The organism is Pseudonocardia sp. (assembly GCF_025465255.1).
Classification (GTDB): Bacteria; Actinomycetota; Actinomycetes; order Mycobacteriales; family Pseudonocardiaceae; genus Pseudonocardia.
This window is the reverse complement of record NZ_JAODNI010000050.1, coordinates 17122-31631: the sequence shown is the minus strand read 5'-3', so window position 1 is coordinate 31631 and position 14510 is coordinate 17122. Positions and strand designations below refer to the sequence as shown.

12 protein-coding genes are annotated in these 14510 nt (G+C 73.1%); 3 read left to right on the top strand and 9 right to left on the bottom strand.

Annotated features, from left to right (window positions below):
• The 8 genes from JWP64_RS05100 to JWP64_RS05065 form a co-directional block, all read right to left on the bottom strand.
• On the bottom strand, positions 1-870 hold an 870-nt coding region (locus tag JWP64_RS05100), incomplete at its 3' end, for an amidohydrolase family protein (RefSeq protein WP_297492861.1).
• A gap of 755 nt (positions 871-1625) precedes the next feature.
• Entirely contained in the window at positions 1626-1799 is a 174-nt protein-coding gene (locus tag JWP64_RS05095) for a hypothetical protein (RefSeq protein ID WP_297492858.1), read from the bottom strand.
• 330 nt (positions 1800-2129) lie between these two features.
• Positions 2130-2765 (bottom strand): hypothetical protein, encoded by a 636-nt coding sequence (locus JWP64_RS05090; protein ID WP_297492855.1) that lies wholly within the window; start codon positions 2763-2765, stop codon positions 2130-2132.
• 364 nt (positions 2766-3129) lie between these two features.
• Complete coding sequence (locus JWP64_RS05085) at positions 3130-3582, bottom strand: YdeI/OmpD-associated family protein (protein ID WP_297492853.1); 453 nt, start codon at positions 3580-3582, stop codon at positions 3130-3132.
• Between the two features lie 149 nt (positions 3583-3731).
• Positions 3732-4541 (bottom strand): oxygenase MpaB family protein, encoded by an 810-nt coding sequence (locus JWP64_RS05080; protein ID WP_297492849.1) that lies wholly within the window; start codon positions 4539-4541, stop codon positions 3732-3734.
• 40 nt (positions 4542-4581) lie between these two features.
• On the bottom strand, positions 4582-5991 hold the full coding sequence (locus JWP64_RS05075) for an amidase (RefSeq protein ID WP_297492864.1): 1410 nt from the start codon (positions 5989-5991) through the stop codon (positions 4582-4584).
• 72 nt (positions 5992-6063) lie between these two features.
• Positions 6064-7395 (bottom strand): MFS transporter, encoded by a 1332-nt coding sequence (locus tag JWP64_RS05070; protein ID WP_297492847.1) that lies wholly within the window; start codon positions 7393-7395, stop codon positions 6064-6066.
• A gap of 78 nt (positions 7396-7473) precedes the next feature.
• A complete protein-coding gene (locus JWP64_RS05065) occupies positions 7474-8745 on the bottom strand; it encodes a M18 family aminopeptidase (protein ID WP_297492844.1) in 1272 nt (423 codons plus the stop codon).
• A gap of 19 nt (positions 8746-8764) precedes the next feature.
• Here JWP64_RS05065 and mftG point away from each other — a divergent pair, with 19 nt between their 5' ends.
• Genes mftG through JWP64_RS05050 form a run of 3 tightly spaced genes read left to right on the top strand, consistent with a single transcriptional unit; the run spans position 8765 to position 13332 of the window.
• A complete protein-coding gene (mftG, locus tag JWP64_RS05060) occupies positions 8765-10222 on the top strand; it encodes a mycofactocin system GMC family oxidoreductase MftG (RefSeq protein ID WP_297492841.1) in 1458 nt (485 codons plus the stop codon).
• 38 nt (positions 10223-10260) lie between these two features.
• A complete protein-coding gene (locus tag JWP64_RS05055) occupies positions 10261-12312 on the top strand; it encodes a M3 family metallopeptidase (protein ID WP_297492839.1) in 2052 nt (683 codons plus the stop codon).
• A gap of 48 nt (positions 12313-12360) precedes the next feature.
• Positions 12361-13332 carry an MsnO8 family LLM class oxidoreductase gene (locus tag JWP64_RS05050; RefSeq protein ID WP_297492837.1) on the top strand — a complete coding sequence of 324 codons (972 nt, stop codon included), beginning with the start codon at positions 12361-12363 and terminating at the stop codon, positions 13330-13332.
• Here JWP64_RS05050 and JWP64_RS05045 read toward each other — a convergent pair.
• A complete protein-coding gene (locus tag JWP64_RS05045; protein WP_297492835.1) occupies positions 13226-14506 on the bottom strand; it encodes a benzoate/H(+) symporter BenE family transporter in 1281 nt (426 codons plus the stop codon). The genes JWP64_RS05050 and JWP64_RS05045 overlap by 107 nt on opposite strands.
• Positions 14507-14510: the final 4 nt, after the last annotated feature.

Below are 14510 nucleotides of genomic sequence, written 5' to 3'. Positions count from 1 at the left end.
GTCGATCCGCTCGGCCAGTGCCTGGCACGCCGCGAGCGGGGTGAACGGCCAGTCGCTGCCGTACATGATGTGCGATGGGTCGGCCACCGAGAGCAACGCGCCGAGTAGTTCGGGTACCGGCGCTCCGGCCAGGTCGAAGTACAGCTTGCGCAGCGCGGCGCGCATCCCGGGCGGCGGCGGGGCGCCGGGCTCGCCCAGGATTGGCAGCAGCAAGTCGATTCGGTTGGCTAGCACCGGCAGCACCGCTCCGGCGTGCGGCACGATGACCTTCAGCGCCGGGTTGCGCTCGAGCACGCCGGAGATCACCAGATTGGTGATCGACCGGGTGGTCTCGAAGATGAACTCGAGCATCGGGCTCGGGAAGCCTAATGCCAGCTCGGCCCCACAGGACGGCGACGTCGGGTGCACGAAGACCACGCCGCCCCGGCGGGCCAGCTCGGCGTAGAGCTCTTCGAGTGCGCTGTCGCCCAGGTACTGGCCATGGTGGTTGGTTTCCAGCACAGCGCCGAGCGCGCCCAGCTCACCCATCGCCCGGTCCAGCTCGGTCAGCGCGGCGGGCACGTCGCGCAGTGGGAGCGAGGCGAAGAACCCGAATCGGCTGGGGTGGGCGGCGACCAGCCGGGCCGCCTCGTCGTTGCACCGACGCGCCAGTTCGGCGGCGGCCGCGTCGTCGCCGAAGTGCACACCCGGCGAGGAGATGGACAGCGCGGCGCTGCTGATGTCCAGCTCGTCCATGGCGTGCAGCGCCGCCTGCTCGTCCCAGGCCGGGATGGCCGCGATGCCGTCCGGGCGGTCATGGCCGGCAGCCACCAGCGCGTCCCGGTAAAAGTCGGGCACGAAGTGGGCGTGCACGTCGATCCGTGTGGTCATAGTAGCCATCGATACCGGAACAACGGGGCGAACGCATGGACGCTGGCCGCCGGAAATTCGAGACCGATCGTCCTCGGCCACGGCTACTACCCGGGGATCGGCCGGGGGAAGTTCGGCGGATCGGGGGTGGGCGCATCGCGGGAACCGCTGGCAGAGGCCAGGGCGAGTCATGGCGTGGGTGATCAGTTGGGCGGCCGGACCGCGACGGCCGCTTGTGGCGAAACCTGGGTGACCTCATCGAGACGACCCGCAGGTACCGACACAACGTTCCGTACAGCGCGACCTGCGACAACACCAACCAAGCGTCACCGGGTGAGGGTTGCATCAAATACGACCCGTTCTGACACCCGCCTGTCAGGATGCGGTGACCGTGATGGACGCAGTGTGAAGCGTGTTGTTGGTTTGGAATTGGATGAACATGCGGTAGTTCCCGGGTGCGGGTTGTGGAAACCGGGTCACACACAGTTGTGCCGCGTGGATCTGCGAGGCGTCTTCCTTTTCAGTGCTGCCGGCCTGCCGGAAGTGTTCGAATCCCTCCGCTTCCGCCAGGTCAGGACGCGGCCGGCCGATCATGGTTGGTCTCGACGGACGGTCTGACATCAACCGCTGACATCAACTCGCCGGAAACAGCTTCCCTGAGCCGGGCCGGCGCTGCCTTCTCGGTGAGGGTGCCGTGCGCCTAGACCACGTGCGGCGGGACCCCGAGCACAAGCAAGTCGTCGACCACCAGCCCGAGCGTCCCGCGGAGGCTCTGTTCACGTCTTGTTCTTCACAACGCCGGCAACGGGGAGGAGATCCCGCTCCAGAAGGGCGTACGCCTCGGCGAGGTCGCGGACTCCTGCCGGGCTGTTGCCCACGTTCGGTGCTGCCTTGATGATCGCCTTGAGGACGGCCTCACGGGCCTGCTCGCTGAGACTCTGATCGGCCATGGGAGCCGACGCTACCCGCCCGCACCAGCAGGATCACCACGGCCGATGATCGTGTGTCGCAGAGTTACCGGTGGATGCCCTGACCACAACCGTGACATTCGAGCCGACCGCCAGCCGGCGAACGCAGACAAACACGTCCGCGCCACTGACCCGCCGGAACTGCCCCCGGACCGCCTACCCCGGGGGCCTTCGAAGCGAGAGTCCCGGAGGGACCGGGGGTTCGGATCCCTCCGCCTCCGCCAGGTCCACGGCGGGCTGCGTCTGACGATCCGGCTCCGCGTCCACCACGAAGACCGATCGATCCTGGTCGAGGAAGTGCCGGCGTCGGGCTCAACGGCTCCGCGACGGCCAGTGCTCCACCAGCGGGTGCGGATCCCGCCCCGCCATCATCAGGAACCTGTCCCGCCACGACACGTCCGCCGGGACCGGCTCGATCGGCTCTCGGAAGATCCCGATGGATCGCCACGCCTCCGCCTGGGGCGCCGTCCCCTCCCACATCCCGCGCGCCAGCTCCTCGGTCAGCGGGCACGCCCGCGACCCCAGGTGCATCGCGACGTCGTGCGCCAGGAAGCAGCGGGCGATGTTCAGCTGCCAGAAGTAGTCCCGCGCCGCGACGTCGCCGAAGCTGCAGTGGACGATCGCGTCCCCGTCCGTCACCTCCGCGGCGGCGGCACAGGCCGGCCCGGAGATGCGGGCGACGGCGGCCGCGGCGTCGGAGCCGAGCAGGTCGCCGTCGAAGCGGTCCTTGCCGACGTCCTCCATGGTCCGGCCGGCCAGCAGGTCCGGCACCCACGAGTCGTCGTAGGCGTAGTGGTTGACCAGCGGTTTCATTCGCAGGGCCAGGTCCGCACCGGGCATGTCGAACATCGCGGGGACCACGATGCGCCAGTGCTCGTGCCGGATCCGGCCGATCACCTCGACGAGCACCTGCTCCGCCATCACGAACAGCTCAGCCTCGCGGATCAATCCGACCTCCTCTCGCAGTCGGGTGAGCGTGGCACGCAGTCGTCAACGCTGACTACGTAGATCTCACACCTGCGACACCTCGACCTTGTTCGAGATGCTCGGGGCACGCGACGAGAGAAGGGGGAGGGATGACGGCCCAGCACCTCGTCCACCTCGATCATCCGCAGCAGGTCCTCGCCCGGAGAGCGCGCTCCGCGCCCGTGGGCTCTACCCGGGAGTCGTCGCCGAGCTCGTGTTCCGCGAGCTGATCGCCTGTGCCGAGTTCGGCCGCCGCTTCAGCCGTGACGCCCTGCTGCCCCGGCTCGTCGACGACCTCCTGCGCACGCCCGGCAACGTCGACAGCGCCTGAGAGTGGGCTCGGTGGTCAAGTGGCGCGGAGCGTCTCGACGACCTTCGCGACCCGACGGGTGCGGGTCGCGTCGGTCTTCGCGCCCTCGACGGACAGGGTGTGCCGGCGCTGGTTGCTGTAGTTGAGCGCGTCGAACGCCGCGCGGGCGGCCGGCTCCGCGTCCAGCGCGGCCGCCAGGTCCGCCGGCACCTCGACGACGCGGGGCGCGGTGTCCAGCTCCAGCTCGACGTCCGCCGCGTCTCCCGCGGAGAGCCCGGCGGCGGTGCGGTTCTCGGCGCTGAGCGGCAGCATGTAGCGCCCGCCCATCACCGCGACGGTGCTCCGGTAGGTGTGCCCGCCGACGGTCACGGTGACGGCGGGCCGCTTCCCGGCCCCCAGCGTGTCGACGACCTCGGGCGGAACCTCGAAACCGGTGGCGGTCCTACCGCCGAGCTCCACGGTCGTCGAGAAGCGGGTGGTGCCGGCCATGGGGCTGTGTCCTCTCGGAGGCGGGACCTGCGAGTATGCCGTGATCGTCAGGCGGAGCGGCGGTGGCGCAGCGAGTCCAGCGCGTCGGAGCCCGGGCGTGCCTCCCGGATCGTGCTCTCGTCAAGGGAGACCCGCGACCGGGCCCGAACTCATCGCGCCGCGCGCACCAGCCGTCGGGCCTTCTGGATCTCCGGCGGCGCCGGGACGTCCGGCAGCACCGCCGTCGCGGTCCGCAGACCCCGCAGGATCAGGGACGACCCGAGGTCCGTCGTCGGCAGTCCGGGCAGCTTGTAGAGGCGCCGGGCCCAGCGGGGGAGGGTCGCGAAACCGAGCGTCGACACCGTGGAGATCAGCACCTTCGCCTGCGCCGGGGCCTCGCCGCGGGGCAGGAAGAGGTTCTGCGCGGCCCGCCTCGCCTCGTCCGTGAGGTACAGCTCCGGGCGGACGCGCCGGAAGTAGTCCCGCAGCTCCGCCCGGCTCGCCGGCACGTCGGCGGGGTCCAGGCCGATGACCTCCGCGGCCCGCACGTTCTCCGCGACGTAGGTGTCCGCCTCGGCGCCGCCGACGAGCCCGGTCCGGCGGGCGATGTCCAGGTAGGAGTCGATCTCGGCGCAGTGCACCCACAACAGCCCGTCCCGGGCGTCGATGCGGAACGTCTCGCCGGTGTCCGGGTCGAACCCCCGGAGCTTGCCGTGCAGCGCCCGGACCCGGGCTGCCGCGAGCTCGACCTCGGCGAGCGACCCGAACGTCCGGGTGCCGACGAACTCGACCGTCCGCTCGAACCGGCTCCACGCCTTCTTCGGGTCGAACAGCGCCGAGTTCTGGTAGGTCCCGCGCATCACCCGGGGATGCAGGGCCTGCAGCAGCAGCGCCCGCATCCCGGCGACCCACAGGACCGGCTCCAGATGGACGCGCCAGGTGACGGAGTCCGGCCCGAAGAGCCCGTGATCGGCTGTCATCCTCCCAGCACAGCACCCCGGAGCCGCCACCGCGAGACGATCACACGCCGGGCGGCCGCCGCTCCCCGCACCGCGTCGCCCGCTCGAACGCCTCGGCGACCTTCAGCAGCTCCAGCTCGCCGCGGTGCCCGCCGACCATCTGCATCCCCACCGGCAGCCCGCCCGGTGTGAACCCGGCGGGCACCGAGATCGCCGGGTGCCCCGTCGCGGAGATCAGGTAGGCCGACGCCATCCAGTCCAGGTACGAGGGCTGCGCGACGCCCGCGACCTCCTTCGGGAACTCGATCCCCACCTCGAACGGCACGACCTGCGAGACCGGGAGCAGCAGCACGTCGAAGCGGGTGAAGAACTCCCGCATGCGCCCGAACAGGACGCCGTGCAGCGTCTCCGCCCGGGCCAGGTCGGGACCGGTGAGCGCCAGCCCCTCCTCGGTGTTCGCGACCAACGTGTCCTTGAGCGTGTCCCGGTGCCGCTCCAGCAGCGGGCCGAACGCCGCGGCGAACTGCCACGCCCGCAGGGTTCGGAACACCTCGTCCGCGCCGCGCAGGTCCGGGAACGCCTCCTCGACCTGCGCCCCGAGGTCGGAGAACACCCTGACCTGCGGTTCCAGCGCGGCCGTGACCTCGTCGTCGACGGGGACGCGGCCGCCGAGATCCGGCGTCCAGGCCACCCGGAGCCCGGTCAGGTCGCGCTCGAGCGGGACGTCGAAGAGCGAGCCCGGGACGTCGATGCCGATCGGGCAGCGCGGATCCGGGCCGGCCATGACGGAGAGCAGCAGCGCCGCGTCACCGACGGTCCGGGCCATCGGGCCCTGCACCGCCATCGTCGACCAGGCCAGGACGCTCGGGTACGTCGGCACGCGGCCGGGGGCGGGGCGCAGGCCCACGACGTTGTTGAACGACGCGGGGTTGCGCAGCGAGCCGCCCATGTCGCTGCCGTCCGCGAGCGGGTGCATGCCACAGGCCAGCGCGGCCGCCGCGCCGCCGCTGCTGCCGCCGGCGCTGCGCGCAAGGTCGTACGGGTTGTAGGTGGCGCCGAAGACCGGGTTGAACGTGTGCGAGCCGGCCGCGAACTCCGGCACATTGGTCTTGCCGATCGTGATCGCGCCCGCGGCCCGGATGCGCTCGATCACGAGCTCGTCGGCGCCCGGGACGAAGTCCGCGAGCAGGGGCGAGCCGGAGGTGGTGCGGATCCCGGCCGTCGCGTGGGTGTCCTTGTGCGCCATGGGGATGCCGTGCAACGGGCCGAGCGGCTCGCCGGCGAGGAGCCGGGCGTCGGCCGCGTCCGCCTCGGCCAGCGCGCGCTCCGGGACCAGGGTGACGACGGCGTTGACCTGTGGGTTCACCGCGTCGATCCGGTCCAGGTGCGCCTGGACCAGCTCGCGGGCGGAGATCTCGCGGCGGCGGAGCATCCTCGCCATCTCCCGGGCTGTGCGGAAGCAGAGGTCCATCACCCCTGCACGCTAGCGCGGCGACCATGGAGGTTCACCGCGATCACCCGGCGAACCCTCGCGGTCATCGCGCTAGCCGCGCGCCCGGGCCGCCTCCACGGACGGTGGTGTGCTGTCGGCGGGCCGCGGCATCAGCAGCAACGCGCCCATCGCCACCACGCAACAGCCGACGATGTACCAGGAGATCCCGGTGCTCGATCCGGTGTTCTTCAGGATCGCCGCCGCGATCAGGGGTGCGGGACCGCCGGCGATCACGGAGGCGAGCTGGTAGCCGAGCCCGGCGCCGCTGTAGCGGATGTTGGTCCCGAAGGACTCGGCGATCAGCGCCGCCTGGGGGCCGTACTGCATGTCGTGGAAGATCAGCGAGAGGACGATCGCGAGCAGCACCAGGCCGGCGGTCCGGGTGTTGAGCAGGCCGAAGTACGGGAAGGCGTAGAGCGCCGTGCAGACGATGCCGATGCCGTACATGAGCCGGCGGCCGATCACGTCGGACAGCCAGCCGAACAGGGGCACGCTCACCAGCCCGATGGCCGCCGCGATCAGGGTGTCCGTCAGCAGGCTGCTGCGCTCGAGCTTCAGTTGCTGCGTGCCGTAGGTGAGCACGAACGTGATGAAGAGATAGAACGGCGCCTGCTCGGACAGCCGGACGAACGCGGAGACGAGCACCTCGCGCCACTGGGTGCGCAGCACCTCCACCACGGGCTGCTTCACGACGGTCTTCTTCTCCTTGACCGCCGCGAACTCCGGGCTCTCCAGCACCCGCAGCCTGACGTACAGCCCGACGCCGACGAGCAGGACGCTCGCCAGGAAAGGCACGCGCCAGCCCCAGGTCTCGAACGCGGGGCCCGTGGTCGACGACATGAGCTGCACCATCGCCGTCGACAGGAGCAGGCCGAGCGGCACCCCGACCTGGGGCCAGCTCGCCATGAACCCCCGCCGCTTCACCGAGCCCCACTCCATCGCGAGCAGGACCGAGCCGCCCCACTCGCCGCCGACCGCCACGCCCTGCAGCAGCCGCAGCACCGTCAACAGGATCGGTGCCGCGATCCCGATCGCCGCGTAGGTCGGCAGGATCCCGATCAGGGCGGTGCCGATCCCCATGATCAGCAAGGTCGTGATCAGCGTGGACTTGCGGCCGATGCGGTCCCCGTAGTGACCGAAGATCGCGGCGCCGATCGGGCGGGCGGCGAAACCGACGAACTGGGTGCCGAAGGCGAGCAGGACGCCGACGTAGGGGTCGCTGCCGGGGAAGAACAGCTTCGGGAAGACCAGGGCGGCGGCCGTCCCGTAGAGGAAGAAGTCGTACCACTCGATCGTGGTGCCGACCGTCGAGGCGAGGACGGCTCTGCGCCGCTGCGAACGGGCGAGCCTGGTGATGGGTTGGTCGGCGGCTGTGCTGGTCATCGGCCTCTCCCCGTCGTCGCGGATCGGACGGGGCAACGGTGACCCCGTGCGCGGGCTCCCGTCAACCGGAAGTGTGGATCAGATCGGATCGGCCAGGAAGGCGGCCCCCGCCGACGCCAGGTACGCCGGGTCCTGCACCCCGCAGAGCTCCCGTGCCGAGTGCATCGACAGCACCGGGATCCCGACGTCGACGGTCCGGATCCCCAGCCGCGTCGCGACGATCGGTCCCACCGTGGTGCCGCAGGGCATCGTGTTCTTCCCGACGAACGTCTGCGTCGGCACCCCGGCGCCCCGGCAGGCCCGGTGCCAGGCCGCCGCTCCCGGCGCGTCCGTGGCGTAGCGCTGGTTCGCGTTGACCTTCAGCGAGGGGCCGCCGTTGGGGATGCTGCGGTGCGCGGGGTCGTGGCGCTCCAGGTAGTTCGGGTGGGCGGCGTGGGTGACGTCCACGGACAGGCAGCGCGAGCGCGAGAACGCCGCGCCCCGGGCGTCGAAACCACCGGCGAGCCTGGTCAGGACCGTCTCCAGGAGCGGGCCGGCCGCCCCGGTCGCGGAGCCGCTGCCGATCTCCTCGTGGTCGAAGCCGACGAACACCGGGATCGTCGAGATCTCCTCGCGCGCGGCGCGGACCAGCGCGTCGAGCCCGGCGTGCACGGACGCCAGGTTGTCCAGCCGGGGGGCGGCGAGCAGCTCGTCGTCCCGGCCGAGGGTGGCCGGCGGCGTGAGGTCGTAGGTGACCAGGTCGTGCGCCGCGATCTCCCGCGCGGCGAGCCCGGCCTCCGCGGCGAGGAACTCCAGGAGATCGCCCTCGTGCACGTCCCCGATTCCCCAGATCGGCAGCATGTGCTGCTGCGCGTCGAGGGTCAGACCCTGGTTGACCTGGCGGTCCAGGTGGATCGCGAGCTGGGGGACGCGCAGCAGCGGACGCGCGACGTCCACCGGGACCGTCGTGCCGTCGAACAGCGCGAGGCGGCCGGCGAGCCCGAGGTCGCGGTCCAGCCAGGAGTTCCACAGCGCGCCGCCGTAGATCTCGACGCCGACCTGGCGCCACCCGGCGGCGCCGGAGTCCGGGTTCGGCTTGACCTTCAGGGTGGGGGAGTCCGTGTGCGCGGCGAAGACCCGCAGCGGCGCGCCCGGCTCGCCGCCCGCCGGCACGTACCAGGCGAGCAGGGTCCCGTCGCGCACCAGGTAGCGGCCGCCGGGACCGTCCTCCCAGGCCCCGGCTTCCTGCTGCTCGGTGAACCCGGCGGCGGTGAGACGGCGGACCGCCTCCGCCACGGCGTGGTACGGGGAGGGGCTCGCGGCCACGAAGGCGGCGAGATCCAGCGCGGCGGTGGTGTCCGGAGGGTTCACCTGAGGCATCCTCGCAAACGTGCGAGCCGTGGACGTGGTGGTGGTCGGCGCGGGCTCGTCCGGCAGCGCGCTCGCCGGGCGGCTCGCCGAGCGCGGGGACCTCGACGTCCTGCTGCTCGAGGCCGGCCCGGTGTCCACGCTGCCGGACGTCACGCGCGTCGCCTCGCTCGCGGCCACCGCGCCGGACCACCCGCTGAACTGGGCGTATGCCGCCACCCTGGTCCGGGACCGGATCGTCGCCGTGCCCCGTGGCCGGTTGGTGGGCGGTTCGAGCGCGATCAACGGCGCCTACTTCGTGCGCGCGGTGCCGCAGGACTTCGCGGACTGGGACGTACCCGGCTGGTCCTACGACGACGTCCTGCCGTACTACCGGCGCTCCGAGCGCGATCTCGACTTCTCCGGTGAGCTGCACGGAACCGACGGGCCGCTGCGGGTCCGCCGCCCGCGGGGCCCCCTGCTCGCCCCGACGACGCCCGCGTTCCTCGCCGCGTGCAGCGCGCTCGGCTACCCGCGGGAGGAGGACAAGAACGCCGGCGGGCCGCCGGGGGCGGGTCTGGTCCCGTCGAACGCCGCGGACGGGGTGCGGATCAGCGGTGCCGCGGCGTACCTGCCGCCGCCGTGGGGTGCCGCGCCGGCGGGCCGGCTGGAGGTCCGGGCCGGGACGACGGTGCTGCGGGTGCTGCTGCAGGGAAACCGCGCGATCGGCGTCGAGACCACGGACGGGCCCGTGCACGCGGGCGAGGTGGTGCTCGCCGCGGGGGCGGTCGGCTCGCCCTACCTGCTGCTGCACAGCGGGATCGGGCCGGGCGCCTCGCTGCGTGCGGCCGGCGTCCCGGTGCGGCACGACCTGCCGGGCGTGGGGGAGAACTGGTCGGACCATCCGAGCGTCTTCCTGCCGTTCCGGGGGTCCGGGGCGGTCGACGACGACGCCGTCGCCGGGCAGGCCGCGCTCGACCTGGATTCGGGTTCGGACCCGGCCGGGGACCTGGAGATCCTGCTGTTCGCCCGGCCGTTCCTCCCCGGCGGCGACTTGCACCTGATGTGCGCGCTGCAACGCCCCGAGAGCCGCGGGCACCTGACGCTGGCCGGCGCCGATCCGCTCGTCCCGCCCCGGCTGGACTACTACTACCTGCGGACCGAGGCCGACCGACGGCGGCTGCGCGCGGCCGTGCGGATCGCCGCGGACCTGCTGCGCGCGGCCGGGCTGCCCCGGAGCGAGCCGGAGGGTTTCGTGCTCGGCAACGACCGCCGCCTCGACGGGTGGATCTCCGGCGTCCTGACGACGTCCGTGCACCTGTGCGGGAGCGCCGCGCTGGGCTCGGTGGTGGAGCCGGACCTGCGGGTGAAGGGGGTCGAGGGACTGCGGGTGGCGGACACGTCCGTGCTCCCGGTCGTCCCGCGCCGGGGGCCCGCCGCGACCGCGATCATGATCGGCGAGCGCGCCGCGGACCTGGTGGTCCGGGCGTCGGGCCCGTGATCCGGCCGTCCGGCTGCGGGCCGGGCTACCGTGGCCCGATGGCGTCCGAGAACCCGTTCCTCGCACCGAGCGAACTCCCGTACCGGCTCCCGGACTTCGCGGCGATCACCGACGAGCACTACCTCCCGGCCTTCGAACAGGGGATGGCGGAACAGCGCGCCGAGGTGGAGGCGATCCTCGGGTCGGGCCCGCCGACGTTCGCGAACACCATCGAGGCCCTGGAGCTCTCGGGACAGACGCTCTCCCGAGTCTCCCGGGTCTTCTTCAGCCGGGCCGGTGCGCACACGACGCCGCGGATCGAGGAGGTCCGGGCCGCCGTCGCCCCGATGCTCGCCGCGCACGCGGACTCGATCTCGCTGGACCCGCGGCTCTTCGCGCGGATCACCGCGCTCCACGCGCAGCGCGACGAGCTGGGACTGGACCCCGAGTCCCACCGGCTGCTCGAGCGCCACCAGACGGACGCCGTGCGGGCCGGGGCCGAGCTGGGGGACGCGGACAAGGAGCGGCTGCGGGAGCTCAACACCGAGCTCTCGTCGCTCTCGACGACCTTCAGCGCGCGCCTGCTCACCGGGGCAAACGTCGCCGCGGTGCACGTCCGGGACGTCGCCAGGCTCGACGGGCTGTCGCCCGGGGCGATCTCCGCCGCCGCGGCGGCCGCGACGGCCCGCGGGCACGGCAGCGGCTACCTGATCACGCTGGTGCTCCCGACCGGCCAGCCGGTGCTGGAGTCGCTGACGGACCGCGGGCTGCGCGAGGAGATCCACCGGGTGTCGATCGGGCGGGGCGCGACGGGGGACGAGAACGACACCCGGGACGTCTTGCTCCGGCTGGCCGCGCTGCGGGCCGAGCGGGCCGGGCTGCTGGGGCACCCGAGCCACGCGGCCTACGTCATCGAGGACAACACGGCGGGCTCGGTCGACGCCGTCGCCTCGATGCTCGCGGACCTCGCGCCCGCGGCGATGGCGAACGCGGACGCCGAGGCCGCGGAGCTGGCCGAGGCCGCCGGGCACCTGATCGAGCCGTGGGACTGGGCGTTCTACGCGGAGAAGGTGCGCCGCGAGCGCTACGAGGTCGACGCCACCGCGCTGCGTCCTTACCTGGAGCTGGAGCGGGTGCTGCAGCACGGCGTCTTCCACGCGGCGGAGGAGCTGTACGGGATCCGGTTCCACGAGCGGCACGACCTGCCGACCTACCACCCGGACGTCCGGTTCTGGGAGGTCTTCGACGCGGACGGCACGCCGCTCGGGCTCTACGGCGGGGACTACTTCGCCCGCGAGTCCAAGCGCGGCGGGGCGTGGATGAACGCTCTGGTCCCGCAGTCCGGGCTGCTCGGGACCCGGCCCGTCGTGATGAACACGCTCAACATCTCGAAGCCGGCCGAGGGCGAGCCGGCGCTACTGACGATCGACGAGGTGCGGACGCTCTTCCACGAGTTCGGGCACGCGCTGCACGGGCTGTTCTCCGCCGTCCGGTACCCGACGTTCTCCGGGACGTCCGTACCGCGGGACTTCGTGGAGTTCCCGTCGCAGGTCAACGAGATGTGGCTGGAGCGCCCGGAGATCCTCGCCCGGTACGCGCGGCACCATCTCACCGGCGAGCCGCTGCCCGCCGAGCTGCTGGAGCCGCTGCTCGCGAGCCGCAGCTACGGCGAGGGCTTCCGGACCACGGAGTACCTCGCGGCGTCCCTGCTCGACCAGGCCTGGCACACGCTCGGCGCGGACGACACCGTCGGGGGAGCCGGCACCCTCGGCACCGTGGACGACGTGCGGACCTTCGAGGCCGAGGCGCTGCGCAAGGCCGGCATCGCGCACCCGCTCGTCCCGCCGCGCTACCGCAGCACGTACTTCAACCACGTGTTCGCGGGCGGCTACAGCGCCGGCTACTACTCCTACATCTGGTCGGAGGTCCTGGACGCGGACACCGTGGAATGGTTCGAGGAGAACGGCGGCCTGCGCAGGGCGAACGGAGACCACTTCCGCCGCACGCTGCTCTCCCGGGGCGGCGCCGTCGACGCGATGGACGCCTACCGCGCCTTCCGCGGCCGGGACCCCGAGATCCGTCCGCTCCTCGTCCGCCGCAACCTGGCCTGATCGCAGGCACGCGAAATACCCCGGCTCGCCGGGGTCGTTGACGAGGGTGTGACACCGGACGTCAAGCTCTCCCTGCTCGACCGGTCCCGTACCCGGGCCGGCGAGCCGGACGACGCCACGCTGCGGCACAGCGTCGCGCGGGCCCTCCGGGCCGAGGGGCTCGGCTACCACCGGTTCTGGGTCGCGGAGCACCACGCCGTCCCGGGGATCGCGTCCGGGAGCCCGCCCGTCCTGATCGCCGCCGCGGCCGCGCGCACGGACCGGATCCGGCTCGGCTCCGGCGGCGTGATGCTGCCGAACCACCGGCCGCTCGTCGTCGCGGAGCAGTTCGCGATGCTGGAGGCGCTGTTCCCGGGCCGGATCGACCTCGGCGTCGGCCGTTCGCTCGGCTTCACCCCGCCGGTCCGGCGGGCTCTGCACGCCGCCGCCACGGACACGTTCGCCGACGACCTCGCCGAGCTCCGCGCCTACCTCTCCGGCACCGCACCGATCACCGCCCGGCCCCGGCTCGACCGGGACGTCCCGGTGTTCGTCCTGGCCACGGGCAAGGGCCTGGCGGTCGCCGGGGACGCCGGGCTCCCGGTGGTGGTCGGCGGCCCGATCCTGTCCGACGACGCGCTCGGCCCGATGCTCGACGACTACCGCTCCCGGGCGCGCGCCGCCGGCGGCGAGCCGTACGTGATCGTCTCCACGGACGTCCTGATCGCGGACTCGCCACAGGAGGCCCGGGAGCTCGCCCTGCCCGAGGCCTGGGCCATGGCCGTTTCGCGTACCACCGGCGAGTTCCCGGCCCTGGAGCCCGCGGAGCCCGGCCGGGAGATGACGGGCCGTCAGCGCACCACCGTCGAACGCACGATCGCGCGCACGGTCCACGGCACGGAGGACGCCGTCGCCGAGCAGCTCGACGACCTGGTCACCCGCGCCGGCGCGGACGAGCTGCTGGCCAGTTCCTCGACCTTCGACCGTGCCGCCCTCGCGGACTCCGACGCCCGCCTGGCCCGGCTCCTGCGCCGACACTGACCCCCGCGGGGTCGTCGTGAGGGGCCGGTTCGCGGCGGCGGTGGAGGAGCAGGATCGCGCCGCCCGCGAGCAGACCCCAGAAGGCGGAGCCGACGCCGGCGAAGCCGACGCCCGCGGCGGTCACCACGAACGTGACGACCGCGGCCTCCCGGCCCGACGGCTCCGCGACCGCGGACGAGACCGCCGCGGCCAGAGCGCCGAGCAGCGCCAGCCCCGCGACCGCCTCCACCAGCACCGGCGGCGACAGGAGGAGGAGCGCCGTCGCCAGGCCCGCGCCCAGCCCGAGGACCGCGAGCCCGATCCCGGCGGTGATCGAGGCGATCCAGCGGCGGTCGGGGTCCGGGCCGGCATCCGGGCCCGCGGCGAGGGCGGCGCTGATCGCGGCCAGGTTCACCGCGTGCCCGCCGAAGGGGGCGCCCGCGAGCGTCGCCAGGCCCGTCGAGACAAGGATGCCGCGGAGCCTCGGGCGGAACCCGAACTGCGCCAGGACGGCCATCCCCGGGACGTTCTGCGAGGCCATCGTGACCAGGAACAGCGGCAGCCCGATGCTGACGAGCGTCGCGGCGTCGAAGGTCGGTGCCGTCCACTCCAGTCGCGGGGCGACGGCCACCCCGGACAGCCCCGAGCCGGTCAGCGCGATCCCGGCGACCGCGACGACGAGCGCCCCCGGCACCGCCCACGGCCGCGCGAAGCGGGCCAGCAGCGCCCAGACGACGATCACCGGCGCGGCGACGAGCGGGACGTCGTGCAGGGCCCGGACGGGGGCCAGGCACAGGTCGAGGAGCACGCCGGCGAGCATCGCCGATGCGAGCGGGGCCGGGATGGTCGCGATCAGCCGTCCGAGTGGCCGGACCAGCCCCGCGACGACGATCAGCGCCCCGCACAGCAGGAACGCCCCCTCCGCCGCCGCGAACCCGCCGGCCGGGGTCTCCGCGGAGATCAGCAGCGCGGCGCCGGGCGTCGACCAGGCGATGCTGATCGGCTGCCGCGTCCGCAGCCCGAGCACGACGGCCACGACCCCGGACGCGAGACACACCGTGAGCAGCCCGGACGCGGCCTGGCCCTCGCTCGCCCCCGCCGCACGCAGGCCGGTGAGCACCACGGTGAACGCGCCGCCGAATCCGACCAGCGCCGTCACCACGCCGGCCAGCACCGGCCGCGCCACGCCTCTCACGAGC

What these genes read in the sequence shown, in the direction of transcription:
- JWP64_RS05080 (WP_297492849.1), bottom strand. Translation starts at nt 4,541, where the DNA reads ATGACAGCCGATCACGGGCTCTTCGGGCCGGACTCCGTCACCTGGCGC.
- JWP64_RS05070 (WP_297492847.1), bottom strand. Translation starts at nt 7,395, where the DNA reads ATGACCAGCACAGCCGCCGACCAACCCATCACCAGGCTCGCCCGTTCG.
- JWP64_RS05095 (WP_297492858.1), bottom strand. Translation starts at nt 1,799, where the DNA reads ATGGCCGATCAGAGTCTCAGCGAGCAGGCCCGTGAGGCCGTCCTCAAG.
- JWP64_RS05085 (WP_297492853.1), bottom strand. Translation starts at nt 3,582, where the DNA reads ATGGCCGGCACCACCCGCTTCTCGACGACCGTGGAGCTCGGCGGTAGG.
- JWP64_RS05075 (WP_297492864.1), bottom strand. Translation starts at nt 5,991, where the DNA reads ATGGACCTCTGCTTCCGCACAGCCCGGGAGATGGCGAGGATGCTCCGC.
- JWP64_RS05055 (WP_297492839.1), top strand. Translation starts at nt 10,261, where the DNA reads ATGGCGTCCGAGAACCCGTTCCTCGCACCGAGCGAACTCCCGTACCGG.